The 23,977-nt window shown below is 66.9% G+C and carries 25 protein-coding genes; 24 read left to right on the forward strand and 1 reads right to left on the reverse strand.

Features of this window, described 5'->3' with window-relative positions; translation table 11 throughout:
- Positions 1 to 1,142: 1,142 nt before the first annotated feature.
- The 5 genes from VGB24_RS02610 (at position 1,143) to VGB24_RS02630 (ending at position 6,626) form a co-directional block, all read left to right on the forward strand.
- On the forward strand, positions 1,143 to 1,850 hold the full coding sequence (locus VGB24_RS02610) for a hypothetical protein (protein WP_331071397.1): 708 nt from the start codon (positions 1,143 to 1,145) through the stop codon (positions 1,848 to 1,850).
- Between the two features lie 779 nt (positions 1,851 to 2,629).
- Positions 2,630 to 2,764, forward strand: a complete 135-nt coding sequence (locus tag VGB24_RS02615; RefSeq protein ID WP_331071398.1) for a hypothetical protein — start codon at positions 2,630 to 2,632, stop codon at positions 2,762 to 2,764.
- Positions 2,765 to 3,177: 413 nt separating this feature from the next.
- Positions 3,178 to 4,266 carry a M1 family aminopeptidase gene (locus VGB24_RS02620; protein WP_331071399.1) on the forward strand — a complete coding sequence of 363 codons (1,089 nt, stop codon included), beginning with the start codon at positions 3,178 to 3,180 and terminating at the stop codon, positions 4,264 to 4,266.
- 256 nt (positions 4,267 to 4,522) lie between these two features.
- Positions 4,523 to 5,089, forward strand: a complete 567-nt coding sequence (locus VGB24_RS02625) for a hypothetical protein (RefSeq protein WP_331071400.1) — start codon at positions 4,523 to 4,525, stop codon at positions 5,087 to 5,089.
- Between the two features lie 103 nt (positions 5,090 to 5,192).
- Positions 5,193 to 6,626, forward strand: a complete 1,434-nt coding sequence (locus tag VGB24_RS02630) for an amidohydrolase family protein (RefSeq protein WP_331071401.1) — start codon at positions 5,193 to 5,195, stop codon at positions 6,624 to 6,626.
- 261 nt (positions 6,627 to 6,887) lie between these two features.
- On the opposite strand, the gene VGB24_RS02635 is transcribed toward VGB24_RS02630, so the two are convergent.
- Positions 6,888 to 7,349: a hypothetical protein gene (locus VGB24_RS02635; RefSeq protein ID WP_331071402.1), complete on the reverse strand. Its 462-nt coding sequence runs from the start codon at positions 7,347 to 7,349 to the stop codon at positions 6,888 to 6,890.
- 311 nt (positions 7,350 to 7,660) lie between these two features.
- Between VGB24_RS02635 and VGB24_RS02640 the strand changes: the two genes are divergently transcribed.
- The 19 genes from VGB24_RS02640 to VGB24_RS02730 all read left to right on the forward strand — a co-directional run bounded on the left by VGB24_RS02640 (position 7,661) and on the right by VGB24_RS02730 (position 23,936).
- On the forward strand, positions 7,661 to 8,749 hold the full coding sequence (locus VGB24_RS02640; RefSeq protein WP_331071403.1) for a DUF3500 domain-containing protein: 1,089 nt from the start codon (positions 7,661 to 7,663) through the stop codon (positions 8,747 to 8,749).
- A 295-nt stretch (positions 8,750 to 9,044) separates the two neighbouring features.
- Entirely contained in the window at positions 9,045 to 10,478 is a 1,434-nt protein-coding gene (locus VGB24_RS02645; protein WP_331071404.1) for a hypothetical protein, read from the forward strand.
- Between the two features lie 330 nt (positions 10,479 to 10,808).
- Positions 10,809 to 11,528 (forward strand): hypothetical protein, encoded by a 720-nt coding sequence (locus VGB24_RS02650; protein ID WP_331071405.1) that lies wholly within the window; start codon positions 10,809 to 10,811, stop codon positions 11,526 to 11,528.
- A gap of 149 nt (positions 11,529 to 11,677) precedes the next feature.
- On the forward strand, positions 11,678 to 12,103 hold the full coding sequence (locus VGB24_RS02655; protein WP_331071406.1) for a VOC family protein: 426 nt from the start codon (positions 11,678 to 11,680) through the stop codon (positions 12,101 to 12,103).
- A gap of 208 nt (positions 12,104 to 12,311) precedes the next feature.
- Positions 12,312 to 13,061 (forward strand): SDR family oxidoreductase, encoded by a 750-nt coding sequence (locus tag VGB24_RS02660; protein WP_331071407.1) that lies wholly within the window; start codon positions 12,312 to 12,314, stop codon positions 13,059 to 13,061.
- A gap of 176 nt (positions 13,062 to 13,237) precedes the next feature.
- Positions 13,238 to 13,678 carry a DUF3592 domain-containing protein gene (locus VGB24_RS02665; protein WP_331071408.1) on the forward strand — a complete coding sequence of 147 codons (441 nt, stop codon included), beginning with the start codon at positions 13,238 to 13,240 and terminating at the stop codon, positions 13,676 to 13,678.
- Positions 13,679 to 13,794: 116 nt separating this feature from the next.
- Entirely contained in the window at positions 13,795 to 14,742 is a 948-nt protein-coding gene (locus VGB24_RS02670; protein ID WP_331071409.1) for a glycosyltransferase family A protein, read from the forward strand.
- 161 nt (positions 14,743 to 14,903) lie between these two features.
- Complete coding sequence (locus tag VGB24_RS02675; RefSeq protein ID WP_331071410.1) at positions 14,904 to 15,620, forward strand: hypothetical protein; 717 nt, start codon at positions 14,904 to 14,906, stop codon at positions 15,618 to 15,620.
- Between the two features lie 143 nt (positions 15,621 to 15,763).
- Positions 15,764 to 16,297 (forward strand): DUF2306 domain-containing protein, encoded by a 534-nt coding sequence (locus VGB24_RS02680; RefSeq protein WP_331071411.1) that lies wholly within the window; start codon positions 15,764 to 15,766, stop codon positions 16,295 to 16,297.
- Positions 16,298 to 16,357: 60 nt separating this feature from the next.
- The gene (locus tag VGB24_RS02685; RefSeq protein ID WP_331071412.1) at positions 16,358 to 16,633 is read left to right on the forward strand and encodes a DUF2277 domain-containing protein; all 276 of its coding nucleotides are present in this window, start codon (positions 16,358 to 16,360) and stop codon (positions 16,631 to 16,633) included.
- Positions 16,634 to 16,675: 42 nt separating this feature from the next.
- Positions 16,676 to 17,122, forward strand: a complete 447-nt coding sequence (locus VGB24_RS02690) for an SRPBCC family protein (protein WP_331071413.1) — start codon at positions 16,676 to 16,678, stop codon at positions 17,120 to 17,122.
- A 411-nt stretch (positions 17,123 to 17,533) separates the two neighbouring features.
- Positions 17,534 to 18,172, forward strand: coding sequence for a hypothetical protein (locus tag VGB24_RS02695; protein ID WP_331071414.1), 639 nt, complete (start codon positions 17,534 to 17,536; stop codon positions 18,170 to 18,172).
- Between the two features lie 395 nt (positions 18,173 to 18,567).
- Positions 18,568 to 19,194: a hypothetical protein gene (locus VGB24_RS02700; RefSeq protein ID WP_331071415.1), complete on the forward strand. Its 627-nt coding sequence runs from the start codon at positions 18,568 to 18,570 to the stop codon at positions 19,192 to 19,194.
- Positions 19,195 to 19,424: 230 nt separating this feature from the next.
- Positions 19,425 to 20,189, forward strand: a complete 765-nt coding sequence (locus tag VGB24_RS02705; RefSeq protein ID WP_331071416.1) for a dimethylarginine dimethylaminohydrolase family protein — start codon at positions 19,425 to 19,427, stop codon at positions 20,187 to 20,189.
- A 166-nt stretch (positions 20,190 to 20,355) separates the two neighbouring features.
- The gene (locus tag VGB24_RS02710; protein WP_331071417.1) at positions 20,356 to 21,468 is read left to right on the forward strand and encodes a N(4)-(beta-N-acetylglucosaminyl)-L-asparaginase; all 1,113 of its coding nucleotides are present in this window, start codon (positions 20,356 to 20,358) and stop codon (positions 21,466 to 21,468) included.
- Between the two features lie 183 nt (positions 21,469 to 21,651).
- Positions 21,652 to 22,227, forward strand: a complete 576-nt coding sequence (locus VGB24_RS02715; RefSeq protein ID WP_331071418.1) for a hypothetical protein — start codon at positions 21,652 to 21,654, stop codon at positions 22,225 to 22,227.
- 75 nt (positions 22,228 to 22,302) lie between these two features.
- Positions 22,303 to 22,698 carry a DUF3224 domain-containing protein gene (locus VGB24_RS02720; protein WP_331071419.1) on the forward strand — a complete coding sequence of 132 codons (396 nt, stop codon included), beginning with the start codon at positions 22,303 to 22,305 and terminating at the stop codon, positions 22,696 to 22,698.
- A gap of 23 nt (positions 22,699 to 22,721) precedes the next feature.
- Positions 22,722 to 23,270: a DUF1697 domain-containing protein gene (locus tag VGB24_RS02725; RefSeq protein WP_331071420.1), complete on the forward strand. Its 549-nt coding sequence runs from the start codon at positions 22,722 to 22,724 to the stop codon at positions 23,268 to 23,270.
- 111 nt (positions 23,271 to 23,381) lie between these two features.
- Positions 23,382 to 23,936, forward strand: a complete 555-nt coding sequence (locus tag VGB24_RS02730) for a hypothetical protein (RefSeq protein WP_331071421.1) — start codon at positions 23,382 to 23,384, stop codon at positions 23,934 to 23,936.
- Positions 23,937 to 23,977 lie beyond the last annotated feature (41 nt).

Here is a 23,977-nt window from a genome sequence, read left to right on the forward strand (position 1 = left end):
CATCCTCAACTGTACGCCGCGGCAGCATGCGCATAGTCGTCGAGCATCTACGTAACGTTGTGAACACTCTCCGCGTTGGCACGATTCCGATGCGTATACGTATGTGATTGACGCATTATCCGCGGTCCTGCAGCCAGCCGTTCGAGCGCTAGATCCGCATCACCAAGGCGATCAGCGAGGTGAAGAAGGCGATCCTCAAGGGCAGCCGCGACATCTTCATCCGCCAGCCGGCGACGTCGCACGGCTGAGGGCGCGGCGCCGCTCGACGGAACACGACTGGCCCGCGGCATCGCCGCAGGGCCGGTCTTTTTGTAGGCCGACAGGTGCCAAACAGGTGGTCCCGTCCGCTGCCAGCGGCAGACGGGCCCTATCGTCGCTCTGGCGGCATTTTTGATTATTGTGGCCAACGGGCCTCACGCCGATCGAACGTTGCTGCCTCCAAGGAATAATATTTGCCCCCAAAGGTGTTTAGTCGATTCCGTGAGTAGCTGCGGAATTTTCATGTCGACGCAGAAAGTGATGGTATGTTGCACCTCAATCGATGGTACACAGTAGTGATCCTGCCGGCCTTGCTGGTTCTGGAGACCCACCCAGCCGAGGGCCAGCCAGCGCATGCAGCTGGACGGGCACCTGAGCAGCAGCGCGTCACCGCTCGCCGATTTCCGACCCTCGACGCTGAGTTCGCTCACATGGCGACGGTCGTTCCCGGTGGTTTCGGCGGCTGGTTCTACGATGAACGGGGACGCCCGAATGTCTGGCTGATGGATCCGACCAAGCGCAGCAGCAGTAACCGCGCTCCTACCCGCACTGCAAAACCGTAGGGTCAGCGTGGGAGAGCGTGGCCGGCCGGACGTAGCAAATATTCAGATCCTTCAGGCCCAGTACGACTTCCCAACTCTGTTGCAGTATCGTTCACAGGTCAACGCCGCGGTCGCAAGTTTTCCCGGCCTGGTGTCGTTGGACGTGCAGGAACGTACGAACCGCGTAGTGGTGGGTGTAGAAGACGATGAAACCGCTGCAAGAGTTAGGGGGGCTGTGGTCCAGCTTGGCATAACTGCCGAGGCTGTGACGATCATCCAGCAACCGCGCCAAGCTGCCGTAACCACTCTTTCCGACTCCGGTACGTACCCGGCGGCTTCAAGGTGGAATGGGCCTCGTCCAGCGGAAACACATACGGATGCACTTTGGGATTCAGTGCGTGGCGGAATACAGCCGCGGGATGGCAGCAGACTTTCGTCACGGCAGCTCACTGCAGCTCACGCCGGGGGGAGCTCGACAATACACCATTCTACCAGGCGGTTCGCAGGTCTTCGGCGTACATCGGCAAAGAAATTCTCGACCCGCCATTCACGACCGATACTTTCAACTGCGAGGCAAATTATCTGTGCAGGTGGAGTGACGCGCTGCTCGGGTTGTGGGAACGCGACCGATGGTCGTATGGCAGGATCGCTCGTACGAGCCTGTCGTTTCCGACTACAATCAACAGCACGTATCCGGAATACAACATCGCTGGAGAGATCTCGTATCCGGAGTGGGGGGAAATCCTGCACAAGCAAGGCTATGTAGCCGGGTGGCAGTCCGGCAAGATCAGCCAGACCTGCATCTTCTCTTATCCACAGGTCGGCAAACAGTTGGCGTGCCAGGACATCTTCGATATTCGTGCAGCAGAGGGAGACAGCGGCGGTCCCGTATTCTCGATGCACCCGACGGCCTCGGGATGGGTGTATCTGCGGGGGATCCTCTGGGGTTCAGCCGGGGGAATGAGTGCGTGGTACAACATTGAGCGGGATCTCGGGACGTTGTACGCGTACGATTGCGTTGAGGGCAACCCGGATTTCCCGAATTGTTGACGAGCAGCGTGGCGGAGCACGCCTGAACGGGACTTCGCTTCGCCTGGACCGATCCAGCCTTTCTCGGCTGGACCCTGTCCCTCCCCCTCACCGGACAACCACTGGAGAGCCATGCGGGTCCAGAAACGTGTGACTGCTTCGCTTGCTGTCCTTGCGATGGCTTGCGCCGCCCCGCATGAAGCAACGCTACAGCCGCAACCGGCCGTCGGCACACATCTGCCCATTCAGACGGATCGTCGAACGTATACGCTTCGGCGAGCCGCCGAGGGCGATCCCGAGGAGTTCTTCGAGATTGTAGCCGTGTACCGCAATTCGACTGAGAGAACCGTGCACCTGGCAGAGTGCGAGCGGATGCCCCCGCAGTGGTGGCTAGAGAAACGGATCGATGGTGAATGGGTTCGCGCCTATGAGCCATTGTGTTCGCCGGTCGCACCGGAAAGACTCCAAACGCTCGCGCCAGGCGCCACACGGACGGATACGCTGCGGGTTCGGCATTACGCCAGTGGGCATCCCCGCTTTTCCGTGGTAGATATCCTTGGAGACTATCGATTGGTATACCAGGTGTACGCGAGTTACAACTCTAACCGGCGTCCTTCGGGCGAGAGAATACCCGAGCTACCCGTCTCGAATGAATTTCGTGTTGATCGGGCCCCGAGTGTTACTGGCGGCAAGCTCTGACGTCGTTCCGGCGGCGGCGCAGATGGTCTCTCGCGTTGCGATCCCTTTTCCGCACGAGGCTGAATGGATGTAAGAAGGCTCCATGATGCGTCGACGAACGTTTGAGCGCGAGGTCCGCATCACCAAGGCGAATCCGTGAGGTAAAGAAGGCCATGCTCAAGGGCAGCCGCGACATCCCCACCAGCGAGCCCGTCGACGTCACACGGCTGAAGACGGCGCGCTCGATGGACAGTTGACGGTCTGCCCCGCGGCGATTTCGCTGCGGGGCTTTGGTTCGGCGGGGTAAACGTTCGGGAGCGCGGATGCATCCAACGGATGCCCGCGATCTCTGACCCTTGAACCCCAGGACGCTGGAATGCCGACCTCCAGTCGTAGGCTCGAGCCACCGCCTCGAGATCCCACATCGGCGCGCCGCGCAAGTTCCACCGTTCGGCGCTTCCGCCGGCTTGGCGCGCTCGCTGTCACGATCGTGTCGGCCGGGTGCTTGCCGGCGCGTGGACCCGTACGCGCAGTCGTGGAAGTGCAAGCGACGGCTCCCGCCCCGGGACACGTTGTGTATGAGACGGACGTCGGTCTGGACCTCGCGGCGGGAACGCTGAATGGGCGGTCTACCATTCGCCTCGTATTGTCCGACAGCTCGGCGCGACGCGTGAAGCTGCTGCTCAACCGAGGGCTGCAGGTCCGGAGCATCACCGGAACGGGAGTGCGGGCTCACCGGGTAGAAGCGTCTGACCTCGCCCCCGTGTGGAACACCGTCGTGATCGAGATCGACTCGGCCGCGGCCCCAGGTTCACCCGTGTCGCTCGACATCGCGTGGTCGGGAAAGCCGGAGTTCTCGTCCGACGGCATCAACCGGATCACCCCCGAGTACGTGGAGCTGAACCTGGATTCGAATTGGCACCCCGTGGTCGCCTCGCTCGACCACGTGATGACCGGGACCTTGCGGATCGGCCTGCCCTCTGGCTGGCGGGTGGCCGCGAGCGGCGGAGTGGCGTTCACGGATGGGGCACACCTCGTCCGCAACACCGTTCCGCAGGTGGATGTGGCGTTTTCGGCGGCCCCTGACTTCCATGCGGCGCGCTCCGGCCACTTTACCGCACTGTATCGCGGCGCAGGTGGGGATGCCGCCGAGCCGATCCTGCGCGCGGCGGAGAACTGTGCGGCGTACCTGGACTCACGCTTCGGCGTTCGGGAGCGGCTGCCGCAGGGAACCCTGGTGCTCGCGGGGCGAACCGGGCCAGGGTACGCGCGAAAGAATTATATCGTGCTCAGCCAGATCGACCCCAGCGATTCCGTGGCGGTGCACGGGTTTCTGTGTCACGAGCTGGCGCACTTCTGGACGCGTAGCGCGGGATCGTTCTCGCCGCACCACTGGATGATGGAAGCCTTCGCCGAGTACGCCTCCGCTCGGTTCCTGCGGGAGAGATTCGGTGAGGCGGTGTTCCAGGCGCAGGTAGCACGGTGGGAAGAGGGCGGGCGGGCGCACGGCCCCGTGTGGACACCGGAAAGCACACGCCGGCCAACGTACTTCCTGATGTACCGGCGAGGCCCTTGGCTGCTTTCCCGGCTGGAGGAAAGGATTGGTACCGAGCGGTTCGACCTGTTCCTGCAGCGCTACATGACCGAGCACGTGCAGACGACGCCGGAACTGCTGCAGCACCTGGAAGAAGTAGCGGGATCCGACGTGCGCGAATGGTTGCGTGCCGAGCTTGCCCGAGCGCCGGCTGGCTCCGGCTGATTCCCAGCCCCGATTGCGCACCTCCTCCGCTTGACCCGCGCCGCCGAGCAGGGCTACTGTAAGAGGCTTCTCGCATATTGCCAACGCTGGACTGACCGGCGAGTGGCGTTCAGCGCCTCACCGGCGAAAGCTCAGCACGCGACAGATGACCGCGGCTGATGCACGGCCGGGCATCCTTTCGACCTGGAAGTTCGTCGCGGCCCTGCACGCCTGAACCCGTCCCAGTGAGGCCGGCCCTTCTGAACGAGCGCCGAAAGTGGATGAGACTCGCTCTCTGTTGAGGCACTTCCTCGCGGCACTCGCCTACCGCACACAGAAAGCTCTTCGCGATGCACCCCCGAGCTTCGCCGAGTTCCAGGCGGGCTCCGGCGTCCGGACGCCGTGCGAGTTAGTCCGCCACATGGCCAGTGTGCTGGGGTATGCGCGTACATTCTTTGTCGGTGGAGTGTTTCGCGCTGAGCCCCTGCCGAGCTTCGAGAGTGAGATCGAGCGGTTCCACGAGATCATCGCCGATCTCGCAGCACATCTCGCCTCGGGAACACCGATACGGGAGATTTCCTACGAGCAATTGCTCCAGGGGCCGTTCTCCGACGCAATGACACACGCAGGACAAATCGCACTGCTCCGAAGGCAGGCCGGCGCCCCAGTTCCTTCGGAGAACTTTCTCTTTGCGCAAATCTCTCCTGAGCGCCTGGGCTCCCGACAGCCCGGTGCGGCAGCCCCGACCCCGGTATGGCTGGGCAAAGTAGTGCACTGGGCCTGGAAGTTGGCCCGTTGGCAGAACCGGTTCCGGGCGGGCAAGTCCTCCCGCGGCCAACCTTAGGTCACAATCGATGCAGAGCTGAGCATATTTCTGAACCAGTGGCATTCTCGACGACCTCGCCGAAGCCCCATCGCCGGTAGCCCCACCCCATCCAAGGTAGTACATGGACGCGCGCCGTCTGCTCCCCACCCTCCTCCTTACCGCCTGTGCCTCCTCCTCCACAGCGCCGCGGGCCACACCCGCGCCGCCGCCCGACGTGGTGGCATTCGTCGGCGTGCACCTGCTGCCGATGGACGCACCGCAGGTACTGCGCGATCAGACGGTGGTGGTACGCGATGGGCGCATCGCGACGGTGGGACCCGCGGCGACGACGCCGGTGCCAGCCGACGCGCGCCGGATCGAGGGGCGCGGCCGCTACCTGATGCCCGGGTTGTCGGACATGCACGTGCACCTCGCGGCGGACGGGGAGCGCCTCCGCGACGAGATGCTGCTCTACTTGGCCAACGGCGTGACGACGGTGCGCAACATGGACGGCCGCCCCGTCCACCTGGCCTGGCGGGAGCGGGAGCGGGTAGCGGCCGGCTCGGCGGCGGGGCCCGCGATCCGGAGTTGCGGGCCGCAGCTCTTCGGCCGCGTCTCGGTGCTCGGACGCCCCGCGGTGGCTCCGGATCAGCCCGCCTGGCTGCGGCGGCTCTCGCGCGGCCGCTCGCCCGCCTCGGCCCGCGCCGCGGTGGCGGCGCAGCACCGCGCGGGGTACGACTGCGTGAAGCTCTACTCCGGCCCGGAGTGGTCGGCAGCCGCGTACGAGGCGGTCACCCGCGCCACTGACTCGGTGGGGCTCCCGCTGGCGGGGCACTTCGCTCGGAACCTGCCGCTCGAGGTCAACCTCCGCGGCCGGAGCTCCGTGGACCATGTGGAGGAGTTCAACTACACGCACTTCTTCCGGGTGACGAAGGCCGGCGCGTGGGCCGCCCGAGACAGCCTTCTCCCCGGGGTGGCGCGGCGGGTGGCGGACTCCGGCGTTGCGGTCACCACCACCCTCTGGTACATCCACCTTCTGCTGCAGCTCGGCGTGGCCGACAGCACGAGTGTGATCACCGCCCAGCCCGACGTGCGGTTCCTGCCCGCCTCGCGGCGAAGGGTTCTGACGGCGGAGCGGCACCCCTACTGGTCGACGCTCTCCGACGGGCAGCAGGCGTCTATGCGGAGCAATCTCCGCTTCCAGCGCCGGATGGTGCACGCTTTCCAGGCGGCAGGGGTGAGGGTGATGACCGGAACCGACGCTTCGCTGCGCTCGCTCGTGGTCCCCGGCTTCTCGCTGCACCGCGAGGTCGCCGAGCTCGTCGAGGCGGGGCTCACGCCGTACGACGCGCTGCACGCCGCGACAGCGGCGCCGGCCGCCTTCCTGGGAACGCCGGGGGGCGGAAGAGTGGTGGAGGGCGGGCGCGCCGACCTGCTTCTCCTGGAGGCCAACCCCCTCGATGACGTCCGCAACCTGGCACGGCGTGCCGGCGTGATGGCAAACGGGCGCTGGTGGCCGGAAGCGGAGCTAGCCGACAGCCTGCGCGCCGTTGAGGCACGTGCCAGCCGCCGCTGACGGGCGGGGCGATCGGGAATCCGCCCTTTCCCGATCCGTGAACGCGTAAGTCGTCCCCGTCCCGACGCGCCTGAGCTAGCAAGGGCTTTACGCGCCGGACAAACATCGGCGCAGCCGCAGGTAAGCGCTCCCGCGGCTGCCGTGTGTGTCACCCTGGTTCGTCTCAGGGGCCGAGCCTCCGGACCAACCTTCCGCGCGCCGTTTGAGGTACGGCCGATGGTTGGGTCAGGTAGACCCGTGTGACCCGTATGGCTTGTGCCCTCACCTGGAGATCGAGCGCAGGCGGTGCCCAGCGATGGGGTATTCCAGGTACTTGTAGCCGGCCCATCCGGGAATCTTTCCCGGTCCAGGCCCCGACAGCGTAACGCCTAGGAACCGGGTGTTCACCGCCACCGTGTCACCAACCTCGAGCCTTAGCGAATCCAGCGACGGCCCGTCGTCGCCGTGCAGCAGCGCCACCACCCGGTTGATGTCGCCGCTTCGCCCGGGCTGCTGGTACGCCAGCCGGTCCAGGTGCACCAGCGACACCAGCCCCTGGCGCTCACCCGCGGGATCACGCAACACCGACCGCACGACCGCTGCTTCGTTGATCAGATCGGCGGACGCTGGAGCGGGACCCTGGTACGTGCCGAAGAGGTTGCCTTCGCACGCCGGGAGCGTGAGTGCGACGCCGATTGCCACAAGGGCGATCCCAGCCTGCCTGACGTAGTTTCTGAGCCGCATCGTGGCCGTTCCTTAGCGGAAATGTACTTGTAGTTCGAGATGCCAGAGCCGATGCCCTTGTTGGTGTCCATCAAAATTTTCGCGATCAATGCGCTGCAGGAATACATTATGGCGCATAAATAACGAACCATTGGGGGAAGTCAAGAGTGCCGCTGTCGACTCGCTTGCGCGGCAGCCCCGCCACGCTGACGATTGTGTGGTTAGGCGCGGGGATCGGCGACCTGCGGCTGCCCCGGGGTACTCGTGTCCCGTGGCTGCTTTGGGCAGGCTCACCGCGCCCGGCTGGAGCGCTTCCCTTTTCCGTTGGATCCATGGCGAATGTTATCACGTACGTCCGGCCCAGGTTGGCGGGCCTGTTCTCCGCCGTGCTCACCGTGGCGCTTCTCGGCTGCGGTGCCCAACCGCCCCGGCCCGCGGGCGGAGCATCCGGCACCGACACATCTGCATGGGCCGGGACCGCACGGACGTTCCTCTCCACGCTGAACGATCGGCAGCGTGCCGCCGCCTCGTTTCCCTTCGACCATCCGGAGCGCATCCGGTGGGCGTACGTTCCGGAGAGGCGCACCGGCATCCCTCTGCAGATGATGGATGCCGGGCAGCGTGCAGCAGCGTTCGAGTTCCTGGGCACCGGTCTGAGCGAGCGCGGCACCGGGCTCGCGCGGGGCATCATCGAGCTCGAGGGCATTCTCCGCGAGCTGGAAGGAGCGGCGGGCAGCCCCTGGGGCCCCCAGCGCGATCCGGAGCTCTACTTCCTGGCACTTTTCGCCGGGCCGGATGGTGGTACGCACCCCTGGGGCTGGAGCTTCGAGGGCCATCACCTCTCGGTGAACGTTACGGATCTTGGGCCACACGGGCAGATCGTCGCGCCGCTCTTCATGGGGGCGAACCCGGCGCGCGTCCCCAGCGGCCCGCGGGCAGGGACCCGGCTGCTCGCCGCGGAAGAGGACCTCGCCTTCGAGCTGCTGCACATGCTGGATCCTGGACAGCGCGCCCGCGCCACCATCGCCGCGCAGCCCTCCGAGGACATTCTCACCCGCAACGTTTCCGTGGTGCGACCCATGGCCTTCGCCGGCCTGCCCGCGGCCGAGATGACGACTGCGCAGCAGCGGCAGCTGCGCCGGTTGCTGGAATTGTACGCCGGACGGATGGCGGACTCCGCGGCAGCCAGGCAGTTGCAGCGTATCGAAGAGGCCGGGTTCGAGCGCCTGCACTTCGTGTGGGCCGGGGCGCACCAGCCCCGCGAGCCGCACTACTACCGCATCCACGGACCTACCGTGCTGGTGGAGTACGACAACGCCCAGAGCAACGCGAACCACGTCCACACCGTCTGGCGCGATCTGGAGAACGATTTCGGAGGTGATCTGCTGAGGAGGCACTACGCACGGCAGCCTCACCGCTGAACCGGGCTTCGCGCCACGGCGCATCGAGGCGACTCCGGCCTGACCACCGGCTGCAGGGGATGCTGCGCCGTCCATGCTTTCGGCTGAACGACAGCCTTGCGTGGCGGCCCCGCACCGCTCACCCTTGTGTCGTCAGGCCGCATCGGTGTTGCTGAATTGAATGAGGCGTTCGAGAGTTGCGGGTTTGCATTCCCCTCCTACCAGGTTGGCCGCTGGCGTCAAAGCTCATGGTGCCCTGGTGTTGCGCAACTGACGAAACACGGGGGTCGCGATCCCGACACGACAGGAGAACTCCATGTTACCCACCGTATTCTCGGCACGCGCGACGCTCCCAGGCGCGGGGCTGGCCTGTCCCAAGACGGTCACCTTCAAGTTCAGGATTTCGGTACCCGCTGCAGGGACCTACTACTATCGCTACGTTCGAAGCGATGGTGCCAGGAGCGGCAAGATCTTACAAAAGACTTTCGGGGCAGCAGGGGAATACGACCTTCCCTACAACCAGGACAAGCCCGACTATTACTGGATGCTGGGCAAAACCTATTGCGGCTGGACGAGCATCCACTTCGAGAGCGTGCCGGCTGGCGACGCGGCCGTTCCTCCGTCTGGCGCGCTCGCCCACTTCACGGTGAACTGTCCCGGCGACCCGAACAACACAAAGTATCCTGCGCCGCCCGACATCGGGGCCTGGCTTGCGCAGCACCCCACCATCGCCAACGCGCTGAAGTGGCAGTCGGTCGCCAATACGATCGGATACGACACACCGACCGCAGCGCAGAAAATCTCCTATCCTGCCTGGAGCCAGGCGCAGAAAGACGACCTCGCCGCGGCGTTCCAGAACGCCTACAGCTGGTTCAGCTACGGGTCGGCCTCCAAGATGAGCGACGACGCGCCGCTGACCGACAAGCCGGAGAACCTCCTCGCGCCGCCGAACAATCCTGTCGACAGCTCGGTAGCCCTGATGAAGGTGAAACTCTCGTACGGCTGGAAGCTGTATTACGAGAGCGTGGCACATGCGCTGGCCGCCGAACTTCACGGAATCTTCCCGAACTGGTCCATCCTCTCGTACAACGCCGACTCGCTGGCTGCACTGTTCGACAGCGCCCTGATGGGTACCAACGCCGGCGACTTCCTGATCGGCACCTACCGCATCTTCGTTTCCAACAAGCGGGTCGGCAACCAGGCCCACACCGGCTACGGCCCGCCGCGGTGGATCTACAGCCAGTTCATGAAGAAGAACAACCTCATCGGCAGCACGAGGCTCGCGACGATCGGAAACGTGCTGGAGTGGGCGCGGAAGAACCTCAGGCACTTCGAAGGCACCGATACGTACGAGAATTTCTACGACATCTGGCAGTACTACGGCTATCCGCCCATCTCTTCGATCATCGCCGGAACGACCGACGTGAACAACGGCTTCGCCCGCTGGACGGCCGGCTGCCACGGGTCCCTCGGCTTCTATACCGCGGTTCTGAAAGCCGCGAACATTCCGGTGCGCCCGGTCTGGGTGTGCGGCCACGCGCTCGCGTACTTTCCCACCGAGAACCTGTACATGGATCACGGCGACGATCCGTACAACCTGAGCGTCAAGAACTCGACGAAGCCCATGACCGACTTCCTCATCGACGAAGCGACGTACAAGTCGTGGTTCACGAGCGACGTGACGGCCAACATCCTCGATGAGAACGGCCCCGCTTGCGAAAACGTCGCGAGGGTGACGACGATGCCCTGACCGGAGCCCATGCGCCGGTACCGTCCACTGCGCGGTGCAATGCACGGGGCTCTCCCTGAACCTTGTGCCGGCCGGCTGCTCCAACCCCACACTCCTGTGAGCGAATCATGAAGCCTTGCCCCTGGACCGTGATCATGCTGCTCCTGCTCTCGGTCCTCGGTGAAAGTCGGGCCGCTTCCGCGCAGAGTTCGGCTAGAGTTCGTACGTGGTGCAGATGCGGGTGATGTAAGGGGATGACATTCCCGCCATGCCTTTGGGCGGAGGAAAAGCTTGCGGGCCACCCTTGTGTCGTTAGAACGCGAATAGATCCCATCTGGAAAGGAGAAAGCCATGTCGGAGGAAAAACTCCGTTGGGAGATCGAGAAGATGAAGCTCGAGATCGAGCAGTTGAGACGTCGGTTCTACGAGCAGCCCAGCTTTTGGGTAAGTATCTTGAGCTTTGTGATCGCTCTCGGCGGAGTCGTTGGCCAGAATGCCTTATCGTCCATCCGGAAAGAACGTGCTGAGCTAGACCGCGAGAAGGCAGCGCACGTTCGCGACAGCATAAATGTTGAGGTGCAATCCCTGAATCTGCGACGCGACTCGCTAAGCCGGCGGAATGAATCCCTGCGCGCGGAAGTCATAGCACTCGAAGCCGTGAGAGCAAATCTATCGCAGCAGGTGGAGTCGGTTCACCAAGCTACGCGCCTCTTGCCGCTTCCCGCGAAAGTCCAGGAACAGATCAAGTCTGCCGGACGGGCGAGTTACACGGTGGCGGGATACTGCTACTCCGTAGCGCAAGCACAGTGTCAGTCGATGCAGCAAGCCATCCGGGACAGAGGATACACAGTCGTTCGCGGCGGACCGCTCTCTCGGCGTCCTTCTTGGCTGGCTCCCCGATCGACCGTGCTCTACTACGACGCGAATGCTGCGGCGGATGCTCAGCAGCTCGCGGGAGTCCTGCAACAGCAGACGGGCGTCAGGTTCGAAGTGTCTCAAGGCGGCGGACTCGGGGTCAGTTCCGGGCAGCAACGATATAGCTTACGCGTGCACTTCGTCGGAAGCTCGTAAACGCCAGTCATCCCGGCGGACGTGGGGCAGTTCAAGATTTCGAGAAACTTTGCGCCGGGTGCGGCCTCGCATACGTCACGGCAGCCGCAGGTGATTCCTCCTGCGGCTGCCCTGCCTGGTGTCGGTAGACCTCGCACCGGAATACGGCCATGTTCCAGCTGGAGTGCATTGACCATGTTGCCCTCTTGGTGCGCGATGTCGAGCGCTCTGTGCGCTGGTACCAGGAGGTTCTTGGGCTACGGCGGCTGTATCAGGAAGTCTGGGGGAGCTTTCCGGCTGTCGTGGGCGTGGGCGGCACCTCGCTCGCCCTCTTCCCGGTAGCGAGCCCGGCTCCCCACCCGCCACCCGGCCGCGACACGATTTGTGTGCGCCACATCGCGTTCCGTGTCGATCAGCCGAACTTCGTGGCTGCCCAGGAGGAGCTCCAGCGCCGGGGGATTCCCTTCCGCTTCCAGGACCATGATGCTGCCCATTCGGTCTACTTCGAGGATCCTGATGGGCACCAGCTCGAGATCACCACCTACCTCCCCTCGTCTGTTGTCGGCACCGCCTCAGGTGCGGCATTGCTGCATTGACGTGCATCGAAATGATTCAGGGCGTTGGATGGATTCGGTCGATGACGCCTGGAGCGATGTCGTCACCTGGCCCGACTCTCGCGCTTGGCCGAGCGTGCTCCATGGTGCGCGCGCCAGGAGGTCGTGAACGGCACGGCCCTAGACGGCGACGTTCTTTTGTCCGCTCGAGTGCGCCCGGCAACCGCTAGAACAAGAACAAGGACGCTCGATGCAGAACAGGGCCGAGTTCAAGGACAAGGTGGCGTTGGTAGTGGGCGGAGCGTCCGGCATGGGCAACGCCGTGGTGCGGCTGCTGACGGCCGAGGGCTGCCGCACTCACGTGCTCGACATCACGCCGACAGCGGACGGCTCGTTCCAGTCGTGCGACGTCCAGAACTACGACCAGGTTGGCCGGTGCGTCAGGAACGTCGTGGACCAGGAAGGCAGGATCGACCTGCTATTCGTCGCCGCGGGCGTTCACTTGTTCGCCAACATCGAGGAAACCAGCATCGAGGAGTTCGAACGAGTACTGGCCATCAACCTGAAGGGTCCTTTTTACGTACTGAAAGAAGTTCTCCCCGTGATGAGGAAGCAGCGCTACGGGAATGTCGTCCTCATGGGATCGGACCAGGTATTCGTCGGCAAGGGGTCCAGCACGGTCTATGGAATGAGCAAGGCGGCGCTGGGGCAACTCACCAAGAGCAGCGCGATCGACTACGCTCCCTACAACGTGCGGGTCAACTGCATCTGCCCCGGAACGATCGATACCCCGATGCTTGCCCCATCGATCGAACGATTTCACCAGATGAGCGGCATGCCGGTCGAGGAGATCCATGCAATGCTGCGACAGGCACAGCCGATCCAGCGGCTCGGAACGCCGGAGGAGATCGGCAGGGCCGTCCTGTTCCTGCTGTCCGATGATTGCGCGTTCATGACCGGGGCGCTGGTCAGCGCCGACGGTGGGTACACCAGTCAGTAGGCGAGCCACGGGCGCCGCGCGTCCGCAACTCACGGCTCCACACCGTCCGCAAACTGACAACCGGCTGCAGGGGATGCGGGGGCGTCCATGCTCCGGCCGACCAGACTTGCGCGCCGGCCCCGCACCCCTGACCTTTGCCTCCTTCGGCGGCTTCCGTCCCCCGTGTGCCCCCTCCCATGTGCGACTGCTCCGGTGACCAGGTCCTCATTTATGGCGCGGGCGCCCTGCTGCTGGCTGCCACGGTGTACCTGGCATGGCTCGGCTTCAGCGTTACATCCTGGCCCCAGGTCCGCGGGACGGTTACCACCTTGACGGCCGACGAGATCATTGGCGAGGACGGCTTTTCCTGGACCCTGCGTAAACTGCGGTACACGTATCAGGTGTCCCACAAGCGCTACGTAGGGAGAAGGGTGCGGTTCGGGCTGGGACATTGGCGCTTTTCCCTGGTCTATCAGGGTCATGCGGAAACCCTGTCTGTGGGACAGTCCGTTACCGTGTGGCACCATCCACGCTGGCCGCGGCTGTGCACACTCCAACCAGAAGGAATGCCTGGAGCCGTGGTGCTCGTCAGGGCGGGAGTGCTTTACATCCTGATGATTCTGGTGCTGAACGGGTGACCGCGGCCGACCCGGGCGCTGCAGCTGACGTCGCGCGCCCGCGCGCAGGCGGCGCGGGACCTCCCATCCAACGACCTGCGTGCGCCCAAGCGAGGCACACCTCTGCTGAGAGCTCGATGACCGCACCCGAAGATGCACCCGTGGCGCTGCCCGGTCCGGAGGACGGGACGCACACTCCCGTGCCGCTCGTATCCATCGTCATCCCGTGCTACGTCGCGACGCCCAAGCAGGCGGAACTGCTCGACGAGACGCTGCACACGGTGGCCGCGCAGACGTGCCGCGACTACGAGATCGTGGTGGTGGACGACGGATCGCCCCTCGACGTCGCCGCCATCACCGCCCGGCACGCCGGCACGGTCACGCTGCGGCAGGCCAACGGCGGATCGGCCGTGGCCCGCAACACCGGCATCCGTGCGAGCCGCGGCCGGTACTTCGTGTTTCTCGATGCCGACGACCACCTGCTGCCCCAGGCCCTGGAGGCGGGGCTCCGTGCGTTCGCGGAGCATCCCGAATGCGGATTCGTCATCGGACGGCGCGAGGAGATGACGTACGAGGGAACTCCCGTCCCGTGGGGCGTGGCCAGCCTGCCGCGCGAACCCTGGCTGTACGACATCCTGCTCGGCTTCGACTGGTACATCATCCCGCCCTCCTCGGCGATGTTCCGGCGCGAGGCCGTGGAGGCCGTAGGGGGCTTTCGCGATCCCTGGGGCGCGGACGACCTGGACTTCTACCTGCGGGTGGCGCGCGCGTACCCGGCCTGGTGCTACGAGGAGCCCGCGGTGACGCGCTACCGCCGCTACAGCGCCAGCTCGTCCCGCGACGGGGAGCGCATGCTGCGTAGCATTCGTACCGTCTACGACCGCCAGTGGCCGCTGGTGCAGGGCGACCCGGCGGCCGAAGCGGCGTTCCATCGCGGGCTGGCGGCGCTGACGAAGATCTTCGTGGACTGCCTGGCGGAGAACTTCAGCGACGGCGTCCGGGCGAGAAACTGGCGCCGGGTACTGCGCACCGGATTCCTGTTCGCGGGTGAAAAGGGCCGCGCCGCCCTGGGGCTGCGCTCGTGATGCCGGCTTCTGCGGCCATGGACGAGCGGAGGAGCCAGGCACACCTCCGCCGGGCGTACTTCCGGCCTGGCGATCGGCTGCCCGGTATGCGGGCCCGCCCGTGCTTAGGCCGGCGACAGCCTCGCGCGCCGGGCGCTCACCCCTGAACCTCGAGTGATCCGGTGCCACATCGGCTTCTCCGACTGCGGCGCGCGTACCTGGCAGGGTTCGCGCTCGTGGTGTTCACCCCCATAGCCTGTAGCGATCGATCGAGCCCGCCCCCGGGCGCGGCGGCGGATGCTGTCGTCCGCGACGCCGCGCCGTCTGCTGGCGCCTGCCCGGTGGCCAGCGGCGCCCGCCTCGCGGCCGACACCCTCGCCGGGCTCCCGGCGCGAGCGCCGCTCGACGTGCTCTGGCAGCTCTGCCCGACGGCTCGCGTGGACACGGTGGGCGTTGGCGGAACGACCCCGCCGGCGCTGCGCTTCGACGCGCCCGGCGTGACGCTCTGGGCGATCCAGACGGAATACGACGTCTACGGCGACAGCCTTCACCGGGCCGAACCCGCGGACTTGTGGGCGGCGACCGGGGACAGCCTGCGGTTCCCCGACGGCACGCTCATCCCCATGCGCGCCGGCGCGGTGCGGGCACTCGATTCGGCCGGGGTCATCGTCGTGGATCACGGGGATGATGGGACCGGCTCGTACATCGTGCTGTGCCGGTTCCCGCACCTGGCGATGGTCGTCGGCAACGTGTGGCCCACCTTCGCCCGGTCCGGCGTCGTCCCGCTCTCGCGCGCGACGGCGAGTGACACGACCCGGGTATGGCGGGTAGAAGTCGATCCGCGCCGGCCGAGCGACCCGGCGATCGGCCAGGCGTGCGCCGGTGCGCCGCCCACCTGACCTTGCGGTGAAGCTGGCGATGCAGTCCGTCCACGCTTCGGCCGCACGGCAGTCTTGCGCGGCGGCCCCGCAACGCGGTGAGGGGCGGACGGCCGTTGGAGTACCTGCCCGAAACCTCCAGCGCCAGCAGCCGTAGGGCAGGGATGATCTCTCTCGGCTGGACCCACACCATCGCGGCTTCGACCGCGCTCGTAGCGGGCGCGGCGGTGCTCCTGACCCGCAAGGGCACGCGTCGCCACCGGCAGGTCGGGTGGGTATACGTGGTGAGCATGCTCCTGCTCAACGGGACCGCGCTCCTGATCTATCGCCTGTTCGGGCGGTTCGGACCGTTCCACGTGGGCGCCATCTTCAGCTTCGTCACCGTCGTAGCAGGCACCGCCGCGGCGCTCGGAGCACGCCGGGCGCGGGCGCGCCGCGATCCCGTGGCGCGTGCACGTGCACTGGAGCGGCACTACCAGTGGATGACGTGGTCCTACGTGGGCTTGGCCGCGGCTGCCGTGTCGGAAATTGCCACGCGAATGCCGGCGCTGCGGCCGCGCCCGGGGCAGGGGATGGCGTTCGGCATCACGGTGGCCGTGGCCACGCTCCTGGTGATCGGGGTCGGCGCGCAGCTGATCCGGCGCCGCCGAACAGCGCTCCTCGCGCCATACCGGCCGGCGACCGGAGGCCGTCCGTAGCTGAACCGGAGCGTTCGCCGGCACCGCGATTTTCCCCCACCTGCAACCGGAGCGAGGCCTATGTGCCGAAACATCAAGACACTGGCCAACTTCGAGCCGCCCGCCACCGATGCCGAGGTGCGCGCGTCCGCACTTCAGTTCGTGCGGAAACTGAGCGGGACGACGCACCCTTCACGCGCGAACGAAGAGGCCTTCGATCGGGCGGTTGAAGAGATCACCGCGAGTGCGCGACGACTCGTCGACTCCATCGAGACGAAGTCCTCGCCGCGGAACCGCGAGGATGAGTTGCGGAAGGCTCGAATGCAGACGGCGCGGCGCTTCGGCACCTCTGCCTGACACGGGTTGCAGCGCACGCGGATACTGAATCGGAGGCGAGGAATGCACTTCAGCATCACGACGGACGTCGACGCTCCCCCGGAAGTGGTGTTTGCGGTGCTGAACGAGGTGGAGCGCTGGCCCGAGTGGACGCCCACGGTCACGCGGGTAGAGCGGCTGGGTGACGACGGCGCCCCGTTGGCCCTCGGCCACCGTCTGCGCATCGTGCAGCCCAAGGTGCCGCCCGCCGAGTGGACGGTCACGGCGCTCGAACCCGGGCGAGGGTTTCGGCTCTTCAGCCGCTCTCCCGGCGCGACCGTCGAGGCGAATCACTGGGCAGAGCCGATGCCCGGGGGCCTCCGCTCCCGGGTGACGCTCTCCGTGACGTTCGCCGGCTTCCTGGGGCGGGTCATCGGCTGGATGATGCGGGGGCTCAACGAGCGGTACCTTGCCGAGGAAGCGGCCGGGCTCAAGCGCCGAAGCGAGGAGCGAGCCCGGGGTGCGGGGTGAACGCCACTGAACTGGAGTCCTCGGTCTCATGGAAAGAGTCTCTCCGCTCGTCAGGGAATACGTTGCGGCCGTGTTTCCGGCGGACCAAGCCGGCGTTCTTGAGCAGCTAGGGACGCTCCGCGAGCCGCCAGCGGAACAAAGCTGGGCCGAACTTCGCGAGCGAGTGCAAATGGCCGCGCTTCTGCGCTCCAGGGGCGATCGCGCCCAGCTGGATGCGGCGCTCGCCCGAGGGGCTGCCGACTGGCGAGACCTACTTGTGGGAGCCGGGCTCGCCGGCAGTAATTGGCGAGCCGTGCTGGAGCGCGCCACCCGGCGTGAGTTGCCGCAGGACGAGGGCTCGGCGCCGGCGAGTACATCCTGACCGATGCCGGCCAGGCTTTCGGACACTCTCCACCCTGCGCAAATGACCCTTTGTCGCGGCACATCTGCTTTCGGTGCGCATGCGGGCGCGGCGAGTTCGCCGCCTCCTCGCGGTTCACCACGCTCTTTTGCGACGATGCTCTCCAGGTCCTGGAAAGCCGGGGCCTGGACAACCCGTTTCGATACCTTCCGGACGACACGGAAGTAGAGGGTGCGGAGTTCTTCCGCTGGTGGGAGACGGTGATCGAGCGACTCGAAGCCGCACCGGAGCCGCTTCCCGTCCTGTTCCAGATCTGGCGAGTCCTGGCGGACGGAGAGACCTGGGCGAGTGACGCCGGGTACTTTCGGTGGGGCGGGGAAACGTACGGCGTGGAATCCGTCTACGAGGAGCTGATTGTCTGGAAGCTCGATCTCGCGGAGTGGGCGGCACGCAGCCGGTGGGTTCCCTACTCACCACCCATGCTCGACGGCGTGGTGCCGAAGATTGGTCCTGCTTCGCGCGCGGACAGGAATGGAGAGCAGATGTACAGCCTCTCCGCGGCGGACTTCGAGCAGCTGTTCCGGGACACACCGCTCCGGTTGGAGCAGGGAGGATTTCTCGAGTTCTTCCGCACGGAGATCGAGGAAGCACGGAGTGCCGCCCGGCACGCGGCCGAATCTGGAGAGCGGGTCGTGCTCTACACGTATTGAGCGCAGCGCAACGATGGCGCTGGTTGCCACGCGACGGGCCGGACAGGTTTTCGGCTGTGCGTCGCCAGCCGCTTGGCACCCGCAGGGTTTCCTCCCGCGGCTGCAGTGTGGCCCTCCGGCCGTCCATGGATTTCATCTCCCCTCGACGTGTCGCTTCGTCCTGAATCCTCTCCCGCGGCCGTGTGGAAGTGACGCAAGCGACCATGCGCCAGCACGACCGGGCGAGTTGGGCCGCCGCGCAGGGATGAATTGGAACTTTCTAGGGTCCGTGTCGGAACGTTCCACCGGCGATTTTGCTGGATTTCGGGCGGGTTTCTGCGTGGGAACTGTGGTGATGCATGGCGTGTAGCCTGACGCGTCCGTATCCATCCACACTCCTTCACGGAGCCATGCCCATGCGTCTTTCTCGTCTGATTCCCGTCACCGCCGCCGCCGTTCTCGCCACGGTGCCGGCACACGCGCAGCAGTGGGGCGGGCCGCTGTTCAGCTCGCCGCTGGAGCAGTCGCGGTTCGAGATCTTGTCCAGCGACGCGAACGGAGCGGGGCAGGGTCTCGCCGTCGCGGTCAGGCCCTTCGCGGCTCGTGCGGACCTGCGCCTGCGGGTCGGCATCATGGACGGGATGGGTACGGGTCCGTTCAGCCAGGGCACCGCGGGCGTGGCCGGCAGGCGCGCCATCGCGTACATGGCCGGGATCGACTACGCGATGCCGCTGAACCCGCAGGCCGGCGGACCCGTACGCGCTTCGCTGGTCACGGGGCTGGGTGTCGGGGTGAACGCCGAGACGGTGGTCAGCGCACCGGTGGGCTTCAGCATCGCCTATGATGGCGGGAGGATTCGCCCGTACATGACCCCGCGCGTGGTGCTGGAGCATCACTCCGGGCCCGCTCCGTACGTGGGTCCGTGGGAAGGTCGCGCGGTGGTGGACTGGGGCGTCGACGTGTCGCTGCCGGTCGGCGGCACGCTGCGCGCGGCGCTCACGACCGGGAGCTACAAGGCGTTCGGGATCGGAGTCAGCTTCTGATCCGGACGGCAGGTGGGCGCGTTCCGGCCGCACCCATCGGCACCGAAAACAGGACTGGCCCGCGCAGTTGCCGCGGGGCCGGTCGTCTTTCGCGCTCGCCGTGGACGGCTGGGCGATTTGGTTCGGCTGGCGCCTCCCGACGATGTCTGCCCGGCCGATGAACTTGCGGTGCCGTCCGCCGCGCCTGAGCTTACGACCCCTGTGCAGATCCAAATCCATCGATCTTCTCCATGCTGATCGCGCTGACGCAAGCCGTTCCGCCGAGCATCGTCCACTGCGAACTCACGCACCTGGAGCGCGAGCCCATCGACCTGGCTCGTGCAATGGAGCAGCACCGCCGCTACGAGGAGGCGCTCGTGGAACTCGGCTGCAGCCTCCAGCGGCTCCCTCCCGCACCGGAGCTGCCGGATTCGGTGTTCGTCGAGGACACGGCGGTCGTGCTCCCGGAGCTCGCCATCGTCGCCCGTCCGGGTGCGGAGTCGCGCCGCGCCGAAGTAGCCTCCGTCGCGGAGGCGCTTCGGCCTTACCGCCGCCTGGCCTTCATCGAAGCTCCGGGCACGCTCGACGGAGGCGACGTTCTGGTCCTGGGCTCCCGCATCTGGGTGGGGCTGTCGGAGCGCACGAACGCCGATGGAATCCGTCAGCTGGAGAGGATCGTCTCGGGCTTTGGATATGAGCTTCGATCCGTCACCCTCACGGGCTGTCTGCACCTGAAGACGGCCGTCACCCAGATCGGCGAGCGCACCGTGCTCCTGAACCCGGCCTGGATCGACGCCGCCATGTTCGAAGGGCTGGATCGTGTCGAGGTGCACCCGGACGAGCCGTTCGCGGCGAACGCGCTCCGGGTTGGCCAGGTGCTTCTCTATCCCGCTGCGTTTCCGCAAACGCGGGAGCGGCTGGAGGAGCGGGGCTTCACCGTCCGCACCATCGAAGCCGACGAGCTGGCGAAGGCGGAGGCGGGCCTGACCTGCTGCAGTGTCCTGGTTCCGGTGTAATCCTGCACGGCGAAGCCGAACGAGAGCACAGTACGGCGAACCTCGAGCTTCGATCGCGACGCAACCACGTGAGCCCGGCTACGGTTCGCTCCGCTTGCCCCCGCGCCGGTTTCCCCATAGGCTGCTGGCCGACCCCGTCCGCCGCTCCCCCTGATCCCGTGCGCCCATGACCAGGCCGATCTCCCGCCGTGACTTCGTACGCACCGGCGCAGCCGCCGGGGTGGCCGCCGCGCTCCCCGTGCCGCTGGCCGGCGCGCCCGCGGTGATCGTCCGCTCCGCCGCGCGGCCGGTGGTGATCGCGTCCGGCAACGGCAACCACATCCGCAACGGCGGCCCCATGGCCGCGGTAGAAACGGCGTTCAGGCGGATGACGGCCGGCGCCGACGTGCTGGACGCCATCATCGCCGGCGTGAACCTCAACGAGCTGGATCCGGCCGACTCCAGCGTGGGCTACGGCGGATTGCCCAACGCGGAAGGCGTGGTGTCGCTCGACGCCTCGGTGATGCACGGGCCCCGCAGGCGCGCGGGCGGCGTCGCGGCGCTGGAGGGCGTGCGCACGCCCTCACTCGTCGCCAGGGCGGTGATGGAGAGCACCGACCATCACCTGCTGGTGGGCGAGAACGCGCAGCGGTTCGCGCGGCAGATGGGCTTCACCATCGAGGACGACCTGAACACCCCCGAGTCGCGCCGGCTGTGGCTGGAGTGGAAGCGGCGCACGGATCCGGCGCGCTACCCGGACCCTGCAACGCGCGCGCAGGCCGGCCACGAGGCGGGGCTGCAGATGGTGGCCGAGGGGCTGATCGATGCGCACCACTACTACGGCACGATCAACTGCAACGCCATCAACGCGGCGGGCGACATCTGCGGCTGCACGACCACGAGCGGCCTGGCGTGGAAGATCCCCGGCCGCGTGGGCGACTCGCCCGTGCTGGGCGCGGGGCTGTACGTGGACAACGCCGTGGGCGCGGCGGGGAGCACGGGGCGCGGCGAGGCCAACCTGTACAACCTGACGTCGTACCTGATCGTCGAGAACCTGCGGCGGGGGATGTCGCCCCGGGACGCGGGGATGGAGGGGCTGAAGCGCATCGTGCAGAACACGGTGGAGCGCCGGCTGCTGAATGAGCGGGGAACGCCCAACTTCGGCATCCAGTTCTACGTGCTGAACGCGCGCGGCGAGCACGCCGGCGTGTCGCTGTACCCGGGCGGCACCTACGCCGTCTGCGACGAGAACGGCCCCCGCGACGAGCCGCTGGTGCCGCTGCTGCAGGGCCGCGCATGACCGCCGGGAGGGTCGCCGCGCAGCGGATGTTGCGCCCCGCCGGCCCCTCGCGATAACCTCCCCTTACGGCGCGCGTCCCAACGGGGGCCTCGCGCCGTGGCCCGCGCACGCATCGGAGCGATGCCGCTGGGCGCTGGCCTGGACGCGCGGCGCGGGCTTCCGATCACCCGCAGAGGAAAACGAATGCGCATCCGCTCGGTGCTGGGCCTGCTCCTGTTCTGCGTTCTTCCTTCGGCCCTGCGCGCGCAGGGAAACTGTCCCACACTCGCCGCGGGCTCGCTCGTCCGCCTTCACTCCGGCACCGAGGGCACCTACAGGCTGCCGCTGCCCGTGCAGCCCACGGATACCGCGATCGTCATCCCGGCGTCCGGCGAGATCGTGCGGCCCCCCGTTCGCTGCGGCGACCTGCGGCGGGTGGAGCTTCGCGTGGGCCCGGGCTCGCGCGTGAGGTCGGGGCTTACGGGCGCGGGTGTCGGAGCGTTGATGGGGGGCATCGTCGGCGCGGCGCTGGGCTATGCCGACTGGCGGGGGAGCTCCGACTTCCAGCTGTTCTCGCGGCAGGAAAGCATGGCGCTCGGCGCGGTGCTGATCGGCGGCGTGGGCGCGGTGACGGGCGGCGTGATCGGGGTCGTCGCGCCGGGGAGCCGCTGGGAAAACGTCCCCCTGCGCTCCGGCCCGGCGCGCACATCCGCAGGGGGGCTGCGCATCGCTCCCGCGGGACGGTCGCAGGTACGCGTATCCTACACGCTGCCGCTGTGAGCGACGGCGTGGCTGGATGGACGGGCGAACACAGCTTGGCGCGCCATCCGGCGCGCCGGCTCACGGGAGGATGAGATGACGCACGCAACGGGAACGTTCGAGGTGAAGCTCGCGCCGCAGGCGGTTACGTTCGAAGAGTCGGGGCTGGGGCGGCTCTCGATCGACAAGGTGTTCCAGGGCGACCTGCAGGCCACCAGCAAGGGCGAGATGCTGGCGTATCGCACCGCCGTGCAGGGCTCGGCCGGGTACGTGGCGATGGAGCGCGTGGACGGAACGCTGCACGGGCGCGCCGGCACCTTCGTCCTTCAGCACAGCGGCACCATGAACCGCGGCGTGCAGCAGCTGGCGCTCGCGGTGGTGCCGGACTCGGCCACGGGGGAGCTGGAGGGGCTTTCGGGGTCGATGAAGATCATCATCGAGGGCGGCCAGCACTCGTACGAGTTCGAGTACGAGCTTCGCGCCGAGCCCTGACCTCCACCGTGAACGGGATGCCGGTGCCGGACAGGTACGTGGCGCTGCTTCGCGGCATCAACGTGGGCAAGGCCAAGCGCATCGCCATGGCCGACCTGCGCGCCCTGGTCGCGGACCTCGGCTACGGTGACGTGAGCACGCTGCTGAACAGCGGCAACGTGGTCTTCACCGCGCCCGGCGCGGACCCGGACCACGCGGCGCGCCGCATCGAGGATGCGCTTCGCGAGCGGACCTGCGTGTCTTCGCGGGTGGTGGTGCTCACCGCGCGCGAGATCGGGGAGGCCGTGGAAGGCAATCCCTGGCGCGACGAGGTGGTCGACCCGTCGCGGCTGCTGGTGACCGTGCTGTACGATCCCGCCGACCGCCGCAAGCTGGAGCCGTTGATGGACCAGGACTGGGGCACCGATCGCCTGGCGCTCGCCGGCCGCGTGGCGTACGTGTGGTGCCCGGACGGGGTCCTGCAAAGCAAGCTGCCCGAGGCGGCCGGCAAGGTGCTCCGCGACGCGGCGACGTCACGAAACTGGGCGACGATGCTCAAGCTCCACGCGCTGGTCCATCATCCCACGTCGTAAGAAGGCCGTGCGCCGCCGTGGCGCTTGCGCGGCGCGCGGATTCCGCGTAGCGTCCGGGTGAGGCAATCGTCCTCGCCTCCTCCCGCAGACCCTTCCTCCCCAGATCCTTCCATGACACGATCCAGCGGCTTTCTCCTGCTCCTTCTCGCCGGCTGTGCCGCCCAGGCTCCAACCCCCGCCGGGCCGGAGCGGGTGAGCACCGTTGCGCTGCCGCCCACCCCCGACGGCATGATCGAAGCCGGGACGCTCGCCGTCCGGACACGGGTGGAGCCGCGGGTCGCCAACGTGCTGCTTCCGTTGGACAGCGCGTGGGCGGCGCTTCCCGACGTGTATGCCGCGCTGGGGCTGACGGGCGCGGGCGTTATGGACGAGGCTGCCCGGCAGTTCGGTGTGGGCCCCGTGGTGCTGCCCCGGCGCCTGAACAACACGCCGCTGTCGCGTTTCGTGGACTGCGGCTCCACGCAGTTCATGGCCAACGCCGACTCGTACGCCGTCCGGCTGCAGGTTTCCACCCAGCTCGTCGCGGAGGGAACGGCCGCAACCCGCGTACTGACCGTCGTGGAGGGCACCGCCCGCTCGCGCGAGATGTCGGGCAATCCCGTCACGTGCACCAGCACGGGCGAGCTGGAGCGGCGGATTGCCCGGCAGCTGCACCGCGCGCCCTGAGGGCAGTGGCTTCCGCATGGGCGGGAACGGCTCGCGCCCTC

The organism is Longimicrobium sp., from assembly GCF_036399935.1.
GTDB lineage: Bacteria > Gemmatimonadota > Gemmatimonadetes > Longimicrobiales > Longimicrobiaceae > Longimicrobium.